Genomic DNA, 13,802 nt, shown 5'->3' with positions numbered 1-13,802 from the left:
AAAAAGTTTCGTTTGATCCAACGGATATGACCTTTACGGAAAGGAACGAAAACCATGGATATCAGTTCGCAGGAAATTGAAGCGATCGTCAAGCAGGTGCTTGCCGGTATGGGCGGTGCACAGACAAGCGCCGCCCCCGCAGCCTACACGGCTGCACCCGGCGGTGCAGCAGGCGACCGCGGCGTGTTCGAGAATGTAGACGATGCAGTGGAAGCTGCATGGAAGGCCCAGCGCGACTGGGTGGCCAACTACAAGATCGAGGACCGCCAGCGCATCATTGAAGCCATCCGCCGCTGTGCCCGCGCACATGTGGAGGAGTGGTGCCACAAGATCGTGGAAGAGACCGGCATGGGCCGCTATGAGGACAAGGTGGAAAAACATCTGGCCGTCATCAACAAGACCCCCGGCCCCGAATGCCTGACCACCGAAGCCAAGAGCGGTGACGCGGGCCTGATGCTGGAAGAGTACGCACCCTTTGGTGTGATCTGCTCCATCACCCCCACCACCAACCCTACCGAGACCATCATCAACAACACCATCAGCATGATCGCAGGCGGCAACACTGTGGTGTTCAACGTGCACCCCCGCGCAAAGCGGGTGTCCGCTGACTGCCTGCAGGCGCTGAATACCGCCATCATCGAGGCGGGCGGCCCTGCAAACCTCATTACCATGACCCGTGAGCCGACCATGGAGAATGTGGACAAGATGGCCGCAAACCCCAAGATCCGCCTGATGGCAGGCACCGGTGGCATGGGCATGGTGAACGCCCTGCTGCGCAGCGGCAAAAAGTGCATCGGTGCCGGTGCAGGCAACCCGCCCGTCATCGTGGACGAGACCGCAGACATCGAGCTGGCAGGCCGCAAGATCTACGAGGGCGCTTCGTTCGATAACAACATCCTCTGCTTTGCGGAGAAGGAAGTGTTCGCCGTGAACACCGCCTACGACGGCCTGCTGCACGAGCTGCAGAAGCAGGGTGCCTACCTGCTGAACAAGGCCCAGACCGAACAGCTGGTGAACATCGTGCTGCAGCCCAAGAAGGGCGGCGGCCACGAGGTGAACAAAAAGTGGGTGGGCAAGGATGCCGCCCGCATTCTGGAGACTATCGGCGTGCATGTGCCGGATACTTGCCGCCTTGCCATCTGCGAGGTGCCTGCCGACCATCCGTTCGTGCTGGTGGAGCAGATGATGCCGGTGCTGCCCATCGTGCGCTGCCAGAGCTTTGAACAGGCGGTGGAAGATGCCGTGGTGGCCGAGCACGGCAACCGCCACACCGCTTCTATCTTCTCCAAGGATGTGGACCACATGACCCGCTTTGCCCGGGTCATTGAGACCACCATCTACGTAAAGAACAGCGCCACCAAGGCCGGTGTTGGCATTGGCGGCGAGGGCCACTGCACCATGACCATTGCCGGCCCCACCGGCGAGGGCATTACCTGCGCAAAGAGCTTCTGCCGCCGCCGCCGCTGCATGCTGGCCGAGGGCGGGCTGCGCATCATCTGAGTTTTTGAAGGACGAAACCATCACATACAATTTTTTCAGTGTTCTGACAGGAGGAACAACTTATGAAAGCTCTGGGTTTTATCGAGACGAAGGGTCTGGTTGGCAACATCGACGCTACCGATGCAATGCTGAAGGCTGCTGACGTTGAGTTCATTGGTTCCGACACCATCGGTGCCGGTCTGACCACCGTGATCGTTACCGGCGAGGTGGGCGCTGTCAAGGCTGCTACCGAGGCTGGCGAAGAGGCTGCTTCCCGCGTGGGTGAGCTGTTCTGCGTCAACGTCATTGCACGTCCTCACGCAGATCTGGCCCGCATCATGCCCGCCAAGGGCCCCGCGACCGGCAAGTCCGGCCTGCCCGCAGGCGAGCAGGTGCCGCTGGATGCCGCTCTGGGCATGATCGAGACCAACGGCCTGACCGCTTCCATCGAGGCAGCCGATGCCATGCTGAAGAGCGCAGATGTCTCTCTGGTGGGCCAGGAGAAGATCGGCGCAGGCCTTGTTACCGTGTTCGTGCAGGGCGACGTTGGCGCTGTGAAGGCTGCTGTTGAGGCAGGCCAGACCGCTGCTTCCCGCATTGGCGAAGTGGTCAGCGCACTGGTCATTCCCCGCCCGCACGCAAGCGTGTCCGAGTGCATGCCTGAGCTGCGCTGAGAACTGCGCTGACGCTGCATAAGAAAGGAGCGCTGTGCCTTGGTTTACCATGACATCAGTCAGGAACAGCTGCTGCTCCTGATCACGCAGGCCGTGCAGGCAGAGCTGCAAAAGCGCAGCCGTCAGGTGCCGGTAGGCATCTCGGTGCGGCACATCCACCTTACCCGCGATGATGTGGACAAGCTGTTCGGCTATGGCTACCAGCTCACTCCCAAAAAGGCGCTGAGCCAGCCCGGCCAGTTTGCCTGCGAGGAATGTCTGGACATCATCGGCCCCAAGGGCGAACTGAAGCATGTCCGCATCCTTGGCCCGGAGCGCAGTGCCACTCAGATCGAGCTGGCGCAGACCGACTGCCGCAACATCGGCATCAAAGCGCCGGTGCGTTCCAGCGGGGATACAAAGGGCACGCCGGGCGTGACCCTGCGCGGCCCGCGCGGTACTTTGACCGTGCCGGAGGGCGTGATGATCGCCGACCGCCACATCCACATGACTCCCGCACAGGCAGCGGCCTTCGGCCTTGCCGACGGCGACCGCGTGCAGGTAAAGATCGACGGCCCCAAGCCGGGCGTGATGGGCGGGGTGCTGATCCGCGCAAACGACAAATGTGCACTGGATTTTCACATCGACACGGACGATGGCAATGCCTTCCTGCTCAAGCAGGGGCAGCTGGTCACCGTGCTGGGCAAAGAGGAGTAAGCTATGATTTTAGGGATCGTCAAGGGGACCGTTGTCGCCACCCGCAAAATGCCGGAGCTTGTAGGCTATAAGTTCCTGCTGGTGGAGCCGGTGTTCGGCTCCAAAAAGGATACCATCGTGGCGGGCGACAACATCGGCGCGGGTGTAGGCGAGATGGTTCTGGTCACCACCGACGAGACCACCCAGCATGGTCTGGACCATCCGTCGCCCATTGATGCTTTCATCGTGGGCATCGTGGACAATCCTCCCACCCTGAGTAAGTAACACCCTGCAAGTTTTGCCGCAGAGAGGGGCTTCCTCCCGGCGGGATCGTGAGGCTTAAACAATGAAAATTATTATCATCGGCAGCATTGCCGCCGGGGTTTCGGCCGCCGCCAGACTTGCCGCCGCCCAGCGCGGAGCGCAGATCACCGTCTACGAAAAAGGCGGCTTCTACTCCTGCGGCACCGGCGGCCTGCCCCATTACCTGTGCGAGGATCTGGACAGCCTGAACAAGGCCATTCAGGCCAAGGAGACTGAGCTGAACGCGCAGGGCATCACCGCACATCTGCGCCATGAGGTGCGCGGCATCGACGCAGCCGCCCGCAAGGTGACGGTATGTGATTTTGCCACCGGACGCGTGTTTGAAGACCACTACGACAAGCTGGTGCTGGCCACCGGTTCTTCCAACCGTGTGCCGCAGGTGCCCGGCAGTGACCGCGTGGGCGTGCAGACCCTCAAGACCGTGGAAGATCTGATCTTCCTCAAGGAGTTCGTCCGCACCCCCTATGTGCGGGACATCGTGATCCTGGGCGGCAGCTGGGCCGGTTTGGAGATCGCAAAGTCCTTCCTCAAGCTGGGCCGCAATGTGCGTATCATTGAAAAAGAGCAGCAGCTTTTGCCCCAGTTTGACCCTGAGGTGAGCAAGCTGATCCAGAAGGAGCTGGAAGCGCAGGGCGTGCAGTTCAATCTGGGCGAGCAGGTGCGCTCCTTCCCGGGCCGTACCTTCGTGGAGCAGGTGCAGACCAACCGCGGCACCTACCCCTGTGACCTTTGCGTGGTAGCCATCGGCGTTACCCCCAACACCGGCCTGCTGGCCGGTACCGGGGCGCAGCTGGCACCCAATGGCGCTGTGCTCATTGGTGCCGACCTTGCCACCAGTGTGCCCAATATCTATGCCGTGGGCGACTGCGCAGCCTGCCGCGACGGCTCTCTGCGCACCAGCAGCCTGAAGGTGGCGGATCTGGAGATCGCCCGCACCGGCCTGACCGAGACCGAGGCCCGCAAGGCCGGTCTGCGGGTCAAGAGTGCAATGGCCACCGGCACCGACCGTCCGGGCATCTGCCCGAACCCCCACCGCATCACCATCAAGCTGGTGTATGAGGCCAATACCCGTCAGGTGCTGGGTGCGCAGGCATGGGGAGAAAAGAATGTTTCGGCCCGCATCAACGCCATTGCCGTTGCCATCCGCGCTGGCATGACCGTGGAAGCACTGGGTCAGGTGGATTTCGTCTATTCCTCCTCGTCCTGTTCCATTTGGGACCCGGTGCAGATCGTCTGCGGTCAGGCACAGTAAGCGGAGGGTGAACACATGGCAGAACGCATCAACGCCGTCAAGACCAGCTTTTTTGGCAAGGGTGCCATCCGTCTTCTGGGACCGGAGCTTCAGAAGATGGGCATCCGCCGTGCTTTGCTGGTGACGGACCGCTTTCTCTATGATTCCGGTGCCGCTGCCCGGGTCGGTCAGGTACTGTCCGATGCCGGTGTGGAGTACGCCGTGTACTACAATGTGCAGCCCAACCCCACCGTACAGGTGGTGAACGACTGCATTGCCGCAGCCCGTACCCTGCAGGTGCAGCTGCTGGTGGCTCTGGGCGGCGGCAGCGCCATCGATACCGCTAAGGCAGCCAGCATCGTGGTGGCCTGCGGCGGTACCGTGGAACAGTACGAGGGCGAGAACAAGTCCTCCAAGCCCGGCCTGCCCATCGTGGCGGTGAACACCACCGCCGGTACCGGCAGCGAGTGCACCTCCTTCTACATCGTCACCGACCCTGTCCGCCACAGCAAAATGGCCATGGTGGACCCCAACTGCATGGTCAGCATCGCGGTGAACGACACCGACTTCATGTCCTCCATGCCGCCCAAGCTCACCGCAGCCACCGGTATGGACGCGCTGACCCACGCCATCGAGGCGGCGCTTTCCAAAAACGCCAACCCGCTCACGGACAAGGATGCCTACTGGGCCATACAGGCGATCGTGCAGAACCTGCCCCGGGCCGTTGCCAACGGTCAGGATGAAGCCGCCCGCACCATGATGGCCTACGCCGAAAATGTGGCAGGCATGGCTTTCTCCAACGCGGGCCTTGGCATGGTGCATGCGATGGCACACGCGCTGGGCGGACACTACAACCTGCCCCACGGTGTGTGCAATGCGGTGCTGCTGCCCTACGTGCTGGCCTTCAACAGCCGCAGCCCGGTGTGCCGGGAGCGGTTCATGACCATTGCCGCTGCCATGGGCCTGCAGGGCACTTTTACCCCGGACACTGCCGCACCGGCAGTGATCCAGTTTGTCCGTCAGCTCAGTGCAGGCGTGGGCATCCCCGCCAATCTTGCGCAGCTGAACAAGGTGGACCCTGCAGATTTTGCCGCGCTGGCAGAACTTGCCCTGCACGACACCTGCATGTCCACCAACCAGATCACCCCCACCCGCGGCGAGGTGGTGGCGGTGTATACCGCTGCTTTCCGCGGATAAACTTTGAGACCTCCTCCATTTTTCTCCATACCCAAACAAAGCCGCCGCTCTCCCTCTGCAAGGGAAAGCAGCGGCTTTGTGCTGTAAAAAAGGGGTGGTGGGATTGTTTTTAAAGAGGATTCTGTTATAATAAAATGAAAACGCGGTGCAGAAGTAAGAGGAAAAAGCGATGGAACCAAGAGAAAAACAGGCGTACATGCTTATGGCACATCAGTGCAATGAGATGTTTTGGACTTTGCTTCGGATGCTGGATGCACCGTGGAATGATATTTTCATCCATATGGACAGCAAGAATGAAAACTACCAGCCAGAAACCGTTGAACGATATGTAAAATATGCCAAGGTTTTCCACGCACAGAGAACGAGCGCTGTTTGGGGTGGTATTACTTTAGTAAAGGCAGAGTTTGTATTGCTCAAGGCAGCGGTAGATCACGGCCCATACCAACATTACCACCTGATCTCCGGTGCGGATCTGCCGATTCAGCCACCGGAAGATATCCGCGCATTCTTTGAGGCAAACCCGGACAAGGAATTTGTTCATTTCGACCCGCACCCATTCAGCCCGTTCAATGATGAGCGCGTTTATTACCGGCACTTTTTCCAGAATATCGATCTGCGCCGCCATCCAGTGCTCGGCGTGATCAATGGAATCCTGCTGTCGGGCCAGAAGCTGCTGAGAATAAAGCGCAATCAGGACGTTCACTTCACAAAGGGCAGTCAATGGTTCAGCTGCACGGATGGCTTTGCACGGTATCTGTTGACAAAAGAAGAGTGGGTCCTGCAGGTGCTGGACAAGACCTTTTGCTCGGACGAGTTCTTTGTGCAGACACTGATCGTGCAGTCGCCGTATCAGGATAAGATCTATCAGGGGCCGGGTGATACCAGTGCCCGTGCCATCGATTGGGACAGAGGCAATCCGTGGGTCTGGAAATACGCTGATCTGGAACAGCTGAAAGCATCGCCCTGCATGTTTGCCAGAAAATTTGATATCGAAAAAGAACCGGAGCTTGTGCATGAAATAGAACGCCTGTATGCACCTCATATATAAAAACAGTGCCGGACAGTTTTCAGGCTGTCCGGCACTGTTTTTTACTGTTCATTCTTTTTCGCCAGATCCTTGGTGTACAGGGCACGGGTGGCGTTGAGCACAGCCAGCACCATCACGCCCACATCGGCAAAGATGGCGGTCCACATGCTGGCCATGCCGATCGCGCCCAGCACAAGGCAGGCAAACTTGATGGCCAGTGCAAACACGATGTTCTGGTACACGATGCGTAACGTGCGGCGGGCAATGCGCATGGCCAGTGCGATCTTGGCGGGGTCGTCGTCCATCAGCACCACGTCAGCGGCCTCAATGGCAGCGTCAGAGCCAAGAGCGCCCATTGCAATGCCCACATCGGCACGTGACAGCACCGGGGCATCGTTGATGCCGTCGCCCACAAAGGCAAGGTTCTCTTTGGGCCGCTTTGCGGCGAGCAGCGTTTCGATCTGGTCTACCTTGTCGCCCGGCAGCAGGCCCGCATGGTATTCATCCAGCCCAAGCTCTGCGGAAACGGCCTTTGCAACCGGCTCGGCATCGCCGGTCAGCATCACGGTCTTGCGCACACCGGCATCCTTCAGGCCCCGGATGGCCTGTGCGCTGTGGGGCTTCACCACATCGGCGATCAGAAGATAACCGGCGTACATGCCCTCGATGGCCACATGCACGATGGTGCCGGTCTCGCTGACGGCGGGAGCCTTCAGGCCCAGCTTTTCCATCAGGCGGGCGTTGCCGGCAGCAACGGTCCTGCCGTCCACCTTGGCGGTCACGCCGTGGCCGCCAAGCTCCTGCACATCGGTGACACGGTTCGGATCGATCTCCCTGCCGTAAGCGGCCTTGATGCTGAGGGAGATGGGGTGCTTGGACCAGCTCTCGGCCAGCGCGGCAGCTTCCACCAGCTGCTCCTCGCTGGTGCCCTCTGCGGGGTGGATGCCGGTCACTTTAAAGGTGCCCTGGGTCAGGGTGCCGGTCTTGTCGAACACAACGATGCCGGTGCGGGCCAGCTCTTCCAGATAGGTGGAACCCTTGACCAGAATGCCGCAGGCAGATGCACCGCCGATGCCGCCGAAGAAGCTCAGGGGAATGCTGATGACCAGTGCGCAGGGGCAGCTGATAACAAGGAAGGTCAGGGCACGGTAGACCCAGTCACCAAAGCGGGCGGGCTGGCCCATGAGCAGCAGCACGATGGGCGGGATAAAGGCCAGAGCCAGTGCGCCATAGCACACGGCGGGGGTGTACACGCGGGCAAAACGGGTGATGAAGTTCTCGGCGCGGGCCTTCTTCATGCTGGAATTTTCCACCAGATCGAGAATTTTGGAAACGGTGGATTCGCCGAATTCCTTGGTGGTCTTTACCTTCAGCAGGCCGGTCATGTTCACGCAGCCGCTGATGACCTCATCGCCGGTCTGCACATCGCGGGGCAGGCTCTCGCCGGTCAGGGCGGCGGTGTTCAGGGCAGAAGCGCCCTCCACGATCACGCCGTCGATGGGCACGCGCTCACCGGGCTGGACCACGATCACGGTGCCGATCTCCACGTCGTCCGGGTCCACCTGCTCCAGCCTGCCGTCCTCACCCTCAATGTTGGCGTAGTCCGGGCGGATGTCCATTAAGCTGGAAATGCTCTGCCGGCTTTTGCCCACGGCCACGCTCTGGAACAGCTCGCCGATCTGGTAGAAGATGATAACGGCACAGCCCTCCACGTAGTCGCCCAGTGCAAATGCACCCACAGTGGCAACGGCCATCAGGAAGCACTCGTCAAAGGGCTGACGGTTCTTGATGCCAAGCAGTGCCTTGCGCAGCACGTCCCAGCCGACCACCAGATACGGGATGCAGTACAGTACCAGCTCTACCGGCGTGGGAAACTGGGGCAAAAGCTTGAGGATGAGCACCAAAATCAGCGCAATGATGATGCGCTGCAGGTTCTTTTTCTGCTTTTTGTTCATACAAAACTCTCCTTTTTGCGGGATCCATGGGCCGCATCACGCTGCGGCGGGCGGGGATTTCAACAACTTTTCCCCATAAAAATGGATATTCCACGGTTTTACCCGTGTTTTCCACACAGTTTTTCAGGCGTAAAAGCGCTTTTCCACGTTTATTTTACGGTTTTTCCGCAAACGGTGTTGAAAACCGAGTGGAAACTGTTGAAAACTGTCTGATTTTTCAACAGAAAAAGTTATTGCACAACACAATCGCACACAAAGTAAAAAGCATCTGCACATTCGTTTGAGCTCTCAGAAAATCTACGAATTCTTGCTGCAGATGCTTTTTTCTTTAGCGGGCTCGCCCTCTCAGTCAAATCCTTTGGATTTGCCAGCTCTCCCAAAGGGAGAGGTGTCACCGCAGGTGACGGAGAGGGCGAGGCTGTTGATCGTGTGCAGCAACCTGCCGCGCATCAGATGTCAAAGATCTCGCAGTCGTCCTCCACCTTCTTGCAGGCGGCCAGAACGTTCACCATGGTGTCGTGGGGGTCTGCACCTTCAGAGAACTCCACCTTCATCTTCTGGGTCATAAAGCTGACGGTAGCACTTGCCACGCCTGCAACGGTGTTGGCAGCGTCTTCCATCTTCTGAGCGCAGTTTGCGCAGTCCACTTCGATCTTGTAGCTCTTCTTCATAAGTAATACCAGCCTTTCGTTATTCTTCGATATGATCCATCCCCATGGAGAGGATGCTGCGCACATGGTCATCGTCTAGTGCGTAGTAAACGGTTTTGCCCTCGCGCCGGAACCGCACGAGCTTGGAATCCTTGAGCACCCGCAGCTGATGGCTCACCGCCGACTGGCTCAGCTGCACGGCGTTTGCAATGTCCTGCACGCACAGCTCGTTGTCGTGCAGTGCATACAGGATCTTGATGCGGGTGGAGTCGCCGAACACCCGGAACAGGTCGGCCAGCTCGTACAGCACCTCGTCGTCCGGCATATCCAAGGCTTCCGGCTGCGGCGCGGGCAGTGCTTCCTTTATTTCCGCCATGTTGACATCTCCCTTCGCTGTGGATTCACATGAACGCTTGTTCATGTGTTCATAGTATCACGCGGAATGCTCCTTGTCAAGGCTTTTTTAAAGATTTTCGGCGTCTGCTCTAAATTGATGAAATTTGCCTTAAAACGCAGAAAATTTGCGTTTTTGAATCGCAATAAGGATGCGGATTGGAGGGAAGGCGAAAACAAAAAAGAGGTCGCCGCATGGTCAGTGTCCTCGCCCTCTCCGTCACCTTCGGTGCCACCTCTCCCAAAGAGAGAGGACTTGGCAGCCCGTTTGCGCAAAAAGAAAAAGAGAAATTCACAAAAAAGTGCAAAATAGGGTGCGTTCTGGTGCAAAATGTGGTATCTTATAAAGGTGTTCAAAAATAAAATGCGCCATACGGCGCGCAAAAGGAGAGGAAAGTATATGACATTGGAAACCGGTATCCGCGGGGAACAGAGCGTGCTCGTCACCGCAGCCAATACAGCAAAGACCATGGGCAGCGGCACGCTGGAGGTGTTTGCAACCCCGGCCCTTGTGGCTCTGGCGGAAAAGACCTGCTGGATGAGCGTGGCCGACGCGCTGGGCGAAGGCAATGGCTCGGTGGGCACCAAGCTCGAGCTGGAGCACACCGCCCCCACCCCCGTGGGCATGACCGTGACCTGCGAGAGCGAGCTGGTGGCGGTAGAAGGCCGCAAGCTCACCTTCAAGGTGGCCCTGCACGACGAAAAAGGCCCTGTAGGCGGCGGCACCCACGAACGTTTTGTCATCAACAACGCCAAGTTCGCAGCCAAGGCGGAGGCAAAGAAGGGGTAAAACTCCTTCCGTCATCGCTGCGCGATGCCACCGTTCCCCTTTTTGTCGCTTACACGACATCTTCCCCCGGCCGGGGGAAGTCTTTCTCAATGAGGGAGGCTTTGGCAGTACGGTAAAGTTCCCGGTTTTGCCAAAGGCTCTCTCCTTGGGAGAGCTGGCACCGAAGGTGACTGAGAGGGCGAGGACGCTGACCGAAGAAAACTATTCTTCATCCGTCTGCTCTGTTTGCTCCAATCGGATCGGCGGCGGGTCAGCTTCCAGCAAGTGCTGCTCAGCACGCTTCTGCGCGTCCTGCAAAAGCTGTGCGGCCTGCACGCTGGCCCGGAACAGCTCAAAATACATCGCTTTATAATCCGGCGCGGCGCACACCTCCCTTTGCATTCGATGGGGATAGTTTTTCCTGCGCAAAGAGGGGTATGCATCTCTGGAAATTTGAAAAAAGAGGAATCCGTTATGAAAAACAAGAACCTTTCATGGTTCGCAGCTCTGCTGGTGTTTGCCCTGCTGCTGTGGTGCACAGCGGCAACGCCCGGCAAGATCGCGGACCCGTCCACCTATACCTGTGCGGTGTACAGCACCATCTTTTCGCTGCTGCCGCCGGTGATCGCCATTGTGCTGGCGCTGAACACCAAGGAGGTGTACACCTCCCTGCTGGTGGGCATCGCATCCGGTGCACTGCTATATGCCAACGGCAATCTGGAGCTGGCCATCAACACCCTGTTCTTCAATGAGGACGGCGGCATGGTGGCCAAGCTTTCGGATAGCAGCAACGTGGGCATTTTGGTGTTCCTTGTCATGCTGGGCATCCTTGTGGCCCTGATGAACAAGGCCGGCGGCTCTGCCGCCTTTGGCCGCTGGGCCTCCACCCACATCCACTCCCGGGCCGGTGCGCAGTTTGCCACCCTGCTGCTGGGCGTGATGATCTTTGTGGACGACTACTTCAATTGCCTGACCGTGGGCTCCGTCATGCGCCCCGTCACCGACCGGCAGAAGGTGTCCCGCGCAAAGCTGGCCTACCTGATCGATGCCACCGCAGCACCCGTGTGCATCATTGCGCCGGTGTCCAGCTGGGCAGCTGCGGTCACTTCCAGCGTGCCGGAAGGCTCCGGCATCAACGGCTTTACCATGTTCCTGCGCACCATTCCTTATAACTACTATGCCCTGCTCACCCTCGTGATGAGCCTGTTCCTCATCTTCACCGGCACGGACTTTGGCTCCATGAAGCTCAACGAGGACAACGCCAAAAACGGCGACCTGTTTACCACCGCCGACCGTCCCTACGGCAACGATGTGGACGATGGCACCGATACCTGCGGCCATGTTGCAGACCTGCTCGCCCCGGTGCTGGTGCTGATCGTGGCCTGCATCTTCGGCATGATCTACACCGGCGGCTTCTTTGAGGGCGTGGACTTCGTTACCGCCTTTGCGGACTGCAACGCTTCTGCAGGTCTGGTGCTGGGCAGCAGCATTGCCCTGCTGTTCACCTTTGTGTTCTACCGCGTGCGCAATGTGATGACCTTTCAGGACTTTGCCGCCTGCATTCCCGAGGGCTTCAAGGCCATGGTCAGCCCCATGCTGATCCTCTCCCTCGCATGGACCCTGTCCGGCATGACCGGCCTGCTGGGCGCAAAATATTACGTTGCCAACCTGCTGAGTGGCTCTGCTGCAGCGCTGCAGTACATGCTGCCGGTCATCATCTTCCTTGTGGCAGTGTTCCTTGCCTTTGCCACCGGCACGAGCTGGGGCACCTTCTCCATCCTCATCCCCATCGTGTGCCATGCCTTCCCGGAGGGCGAGATGCTGGTCATTTCCATTGCGGCCTGCCTGTCCGGTGCCGTCTGCGGTGACCACTGCTCCCCCATCTCGGACACCACCATCATGGCATCCGCCGGTGCCCACTGCAGCCATGTGAACCATGTGTCCACCCAGCTGCCCTACGCCATTACGGCGGCTTCCTGCGCGGCAGTGTGCTATGTGATCACGGGCATTGCACAGGCTTTCCTTGGCGCAAACGGCAGCCTGTTCACCTCGCTGATCCTGCTGGCCGTTGCCATTGCCGTAGAGCTGGTGGTGCTCAGCGTGATCCGTGTGCGCACGAACAAAAAGGCGGCAGAATAAATTCCTGCCAAAAATTCAGCTGTTTCGCTTTGCGCCGCGGCCAAAACGTGGTATTTTTAAATAAAATGAACTATCGGAGGCACACGACCTATGCTGGAACAGGCATTTCAGGACGTATACACCAAATTCAAGCTGCATTTCTACCAGAACATTTTTCAGCGTTTTGCCACCCGGGAAGCCACGCTGACCACGGTGGAGTCCTTCTGCATGGAGGGCATCATGGCCATGGGTGAACCCACCATTGCGGAGTTTTCCCGCATGATGCAGATCTCCACCCCCAACGCGGCGTATAAGATCGGCAGTCTGGTGAAGAAGGGCTATGTGGAAAAGATCCAGTCCACCACCGACCGGCGCGAGTATCACCTGCGCCCCACCCAGAAGTATATCGATTACTACAACATCAGCTATTCCTACCTGCACACTGTGGTGGAGCGCGCAAGAGAGCGCTTCTCCCCCGAGGACTGTGCAAAGCTGGAGGAGATGCTCACCATTGTGAGCACCGAGCTGATGCCCGAGTTGGATATGCTCAAGAAGGACGAAAAGGCAGAATAAGCAACAAAGAACTCCCGGACATCCGTCCGGGAGTTCTTTTGTTTCCCCTTACTTCTGCTCTTTATCTACTACCTGGATCTTGCCCTTCTTCCACAGGACATAGGAGGTAAGGATGCCGATGGGCAGCATCACGATGATGAAGATGCCCACAAGGCCGCCCAGCACGGAGCCGTAGCCTGCAAGGCGTGCGGCGAGGGAGAGCACCGTCATGATGATGAGCACCGGCAGCACGCCCTTGATGCCGCCCTTGACCACCTTGCTGCCGCTGGCAGAGCTGGCGAACAGACCCAGCGCCATGGAGCCGAACAGGGCCAGCAGCGGGCTCTGGATGATGTCCTTCATGGTTGCCATAAAATGTCCTCCCGCTAAATACAGAATGAACGAAAAAAGGCGGGTATTTTCGGCCAGCCGTCCTTGTGATACGGACAGGATACCGGAAAAGGCGGCATCTGTCAAATGAGTATGACGAAAGCGCAACCGGCATTTTAGGGATATTTCAGGAACAGGATCCTGCAAAGAACCTTTACTGCATTAAAATAATAAAGCACTGACCGCGAGCCACTTTGCATCCGTTAAAAATTGCATAAAATTTAAAGAAAAAAACTGTCGTTCTGCCAAAAGCAGTGGGGATACACCTTTGCAAAAGCCGTGAGACCTGTTATAATACAGACATATTCATATCGAGAGAATAGGTTTATCGGCGGCAATGAGGCCAAAGAGGAAACCGGCATCGTATT

At 58.3% G+C, this 13,802-nt stretch carries 17 protein-coding genes and 1 pseudogene; 13 read left to right on the top strand and 5 right to left on the bottom strand.

Going from position 1 to position 13,802, the window contains the following annotated elements:
• Positions 1 to 54: 54 nt before the first annotated feature.
• The 8 genes and pseudogenes from DWY76_RS06305 to DWY76_RS06275 all read left to right on the top strand — a co-directional run bounded on the left by DWY76_RS06305 (position 55) and on the right by DWY76_RS06275 (position 6,628).
• A complete protein-coding gene (locus DWY76_RS06305; RefSeq protein WP_120080460.1) occupies positions 55 to 1,500 on the top strand; it encodes an aldehyde dehydrogenase family protein in 1,446 nt (481 codons plus the stop codon).
• 62 nt (positions 1,501 to 1,562) lie between these two features.
• Positions 1,563 to 1,826: pseudogene (locus tag DWY76_RS14195) on the top strand (BMC domain-containing protein); the annotation flags it as partial.
• Positions 1,818 to 2,153, top strand: a complete 336-nt coding sequence (locus DWY76_RS14190; RefSeq protein WP_199663710.1) for a BMC domain-containing protein — start codon at positions 1,818 to 1,820, stop codon at positions 2,151 to 2,153. The pseudogene DWY76_RS14195 and the gene DWY76_RS14190, both read left to right, overlap by 9 nt.
• A 39-nt stretch (positions 2,154 to 2,192) precedes the next feature.
• Complete coding sequence (locus DWY76_RS06295) at positions 2,193 to 2,849, top strand: phosphate propanoyltransferase (RefSeq protein WP_207665833.1); 657 nt, start codon at positions 2,193 to 2,195, stop codon at positions 2,847 to 2,849.
• Between the two features lie 3 nt (positions 2,850 to 2,852).
• A complete protein-coding gene (locus DWY76_RS06290; RefSeq protein WP_005939597.1) occupies positions 2,853 to 3,113 on the top strand; it encodes a EutN/CcmL family microcompartment protein in 261 nt (86 codons plus the stop codon).
• A 61-nt stretch (positions 3,114 to 3,174) separates the two neighbouring features.
• Positions 3,175 to 4,404 (top strand): FAD-dependent oxidoreductase, encoded by a 1,230-nt coding sequence (locus DWY76_RS06285; protein ID WP_120080458.1) that lies wholly within the window; start codon positions 3,175 to 3,177, stop codon positions 4,402 to 4,404.
• A gap of 15 nt (positions 4,405 to 4,419) precedes the next feature.
• On the top strand, positions 4,420 to 5,580 hold the full coding sequence (locus DWY76_RS06280; RefSeq protein ID WP_120080456.1) for an iron-containing alcohol dehydrogenase: 1,161 nt from the start codon (positions 4,420 to 4,422) through the stop codon (positions 5,578 to 5,580).
• Positions 5,581 to 5,749: 169 nt separating this feature from the next.
• Entirely contained in the window at positions 5,750 to 6,628 is an 879-nt protein-coding gene (locus tag DWY76_RS06275; RefSeq protein ID WP_120080454.1) for a beta-1,6-N-acetylglucosaminyltransferase, read from the top strand.
• Between the two features lie 41 nt (positions 6,629 to 6,669).
• Here the strand turns inward: DWY76_RS06275 and DWY76_RS06270 are convergent, their stop codons facing one another.
• A complete protein-coding gene (locus DWY76_RS06270; protein ID WP_097776879.1) occupies positions 6,670 to 8,562 on the bottom strand; it encodes a heavy metal translocating P-type ATPase in 1,893 nt (630 codons plus the stop codon).
• Positions 8,563 to 8,588: 26 nt separating this feature from the next.
• Here DWY76_RS06270 and DWY76_RS13965 point away from each other — a divergent pair, with 26 nt between their 5' ends.
• Positions 8,589 to 8,846, top strand: coding sequence for a hypothetical protein (locus tag DWY76_RS13965; protein ID WP_165852578.1), 258 nt, complete (start codon positions 8,589 to 8,591; stop codon positions 8,844 to 8,846).
• Between the two features lie 165 nt (positions 8,847 to 9,011).
• On the opposite strand, the gene DWY76_RS06265 is transcribed toward DWY76_RS13965, so the two are convergent.
• Both DWY76_RS06265 and DWY76_RS06260 read right to left on the bottom strand, forming a co-directional pair.
• A complete protein-coding gene (locus DWY76_RS06265) occupies positions 9,012 to 9,233 on the bottom strand; it encodes a cation transporter (RefSeq protein WP_097774536.1) in 222 nt (73 codons plus the stop codon).
• A 19-nt stretch (positions 9,234 to 9,252) separates the two neighbouring features.
• A complete protein-coding gene (locus tag DWY76_RS06260) occupies positions 9,253 to 9,588 on the bottom strand; it encodes a metalloregulator ArsR/SmtB family transcription factor (protein WP_120080452.1) in 336 nt (111 codons plus the stop codon).
• 212 nt (positions 9,589 to 9,800) lie between these two features.
• On the opposite strand from DWY76_RS06260, the gene DWY76_RS13960 reads away from it, so the two are divergent.
• Together DWY76_RS13960 and DWY76_RS06255 are read left to right on the top strand one after the other, a co-directional pair.
• On the top strand, positions 9,801 to 9,968 hold the full coding sequence (locus DWY76_RS13960) for a hypothetical protein (protein WP_154255759.1): 168 nt from the start codon (positions 9,801 to 9,803) through the stop codon (positions 9,966 to 9,968).
• 37 nt (positions 9,969 to 10,005) lie between these two features.
• Positions 10,006 to 10,395, top strand: coding sequence for a hotdog domain-containing protein (locus tag DWY76_RS06255; protein ID WP_120080450.1), 390 nt, complete (start codon positions 10,006 to 10,008; stop codon positions 10,393 to 10,395).
• Between the two features lie 201 nt (positions 10,396 to 10,596).
• Here DWY76_RS06255 and DWY76_RS13955 read toward each other — a convergent pair whose 3' ends face one another.
• Positions 10,597 to 10,776: a hypothetical protein gene (locus tag DWY76_RS13955; protein ID WP_097774539.1), complete on the bottom strand. Its 180-nt coding sequence runs from the start codon at positions 10,774 to 10,776 to the stop codon at positions 10,597 to 10,599.
• A 72-nt stretch (positions 10,777 to 10,848) separates the two neighbouring features.
• On the opposite strand from DWY76_RS13955, the gene DWY76_RS06250 reads away from it, so the two are divergent.
• Positions 10,849 to 12,513 (top strand): Na+/H+ antiporter NhaC family protein, encoded by a 1,665-nt coding sequence (locus DWY76_RS06250; RefSeq protein ID WP_120080448.1) that lies wholly within the window; start codon positions 10,849 to 10,851, stop codon positions 12,511 to 12,513.
• A gap of 90 nt (positions 12,514 to 12,603) precedes the next feature.
• The gene (locus DWY76_RS06245) at positions 12,604 to 13,065 is read left to right on the top strand and encodes a MarR family transcriptional regulator (RefSeq protein ID WP_005943797.1); all 462 of its coding nucleotides are present in this window, start codon (positions 12,604 to 12,606) and stop codon (positions 13,063 to 13,065) included.
• Positions 13,066 to 13,113: 48 nt separating this feature from the next.
• Here DWY76_RS06245 and DWY76_RS06240 read toward each other — a convergent pair whose 3' ends face one another.
• A complete protein-coding gene (locus tag DWY76_RS06240) occupies positions 13,114 to 13,416 on the bottom strand; it encodes a hypothetical protein (protein ID WP_243111955.1) in 303 nt (100 codons plus the stop codon).
• Positions 13,417 to 13,802 lie beyond the last annotated feature (386 nt).

It is taken from the genome of Faecalibacterium sp. AF27-11BH, from assembly GCF_003603005.1.
Taxonomy (GTDB): domain Bacteria; phylum Bacillota; class Clostridia; order Oscillospirales; family Ruminococcaceae; genus Faecalibacterium; species Faecalibacterium taiwanense.
Note: the sequence above shows the minus strand (reverse complement) of the source record. Positions and strands in the feature narration are given on the sequence as shown.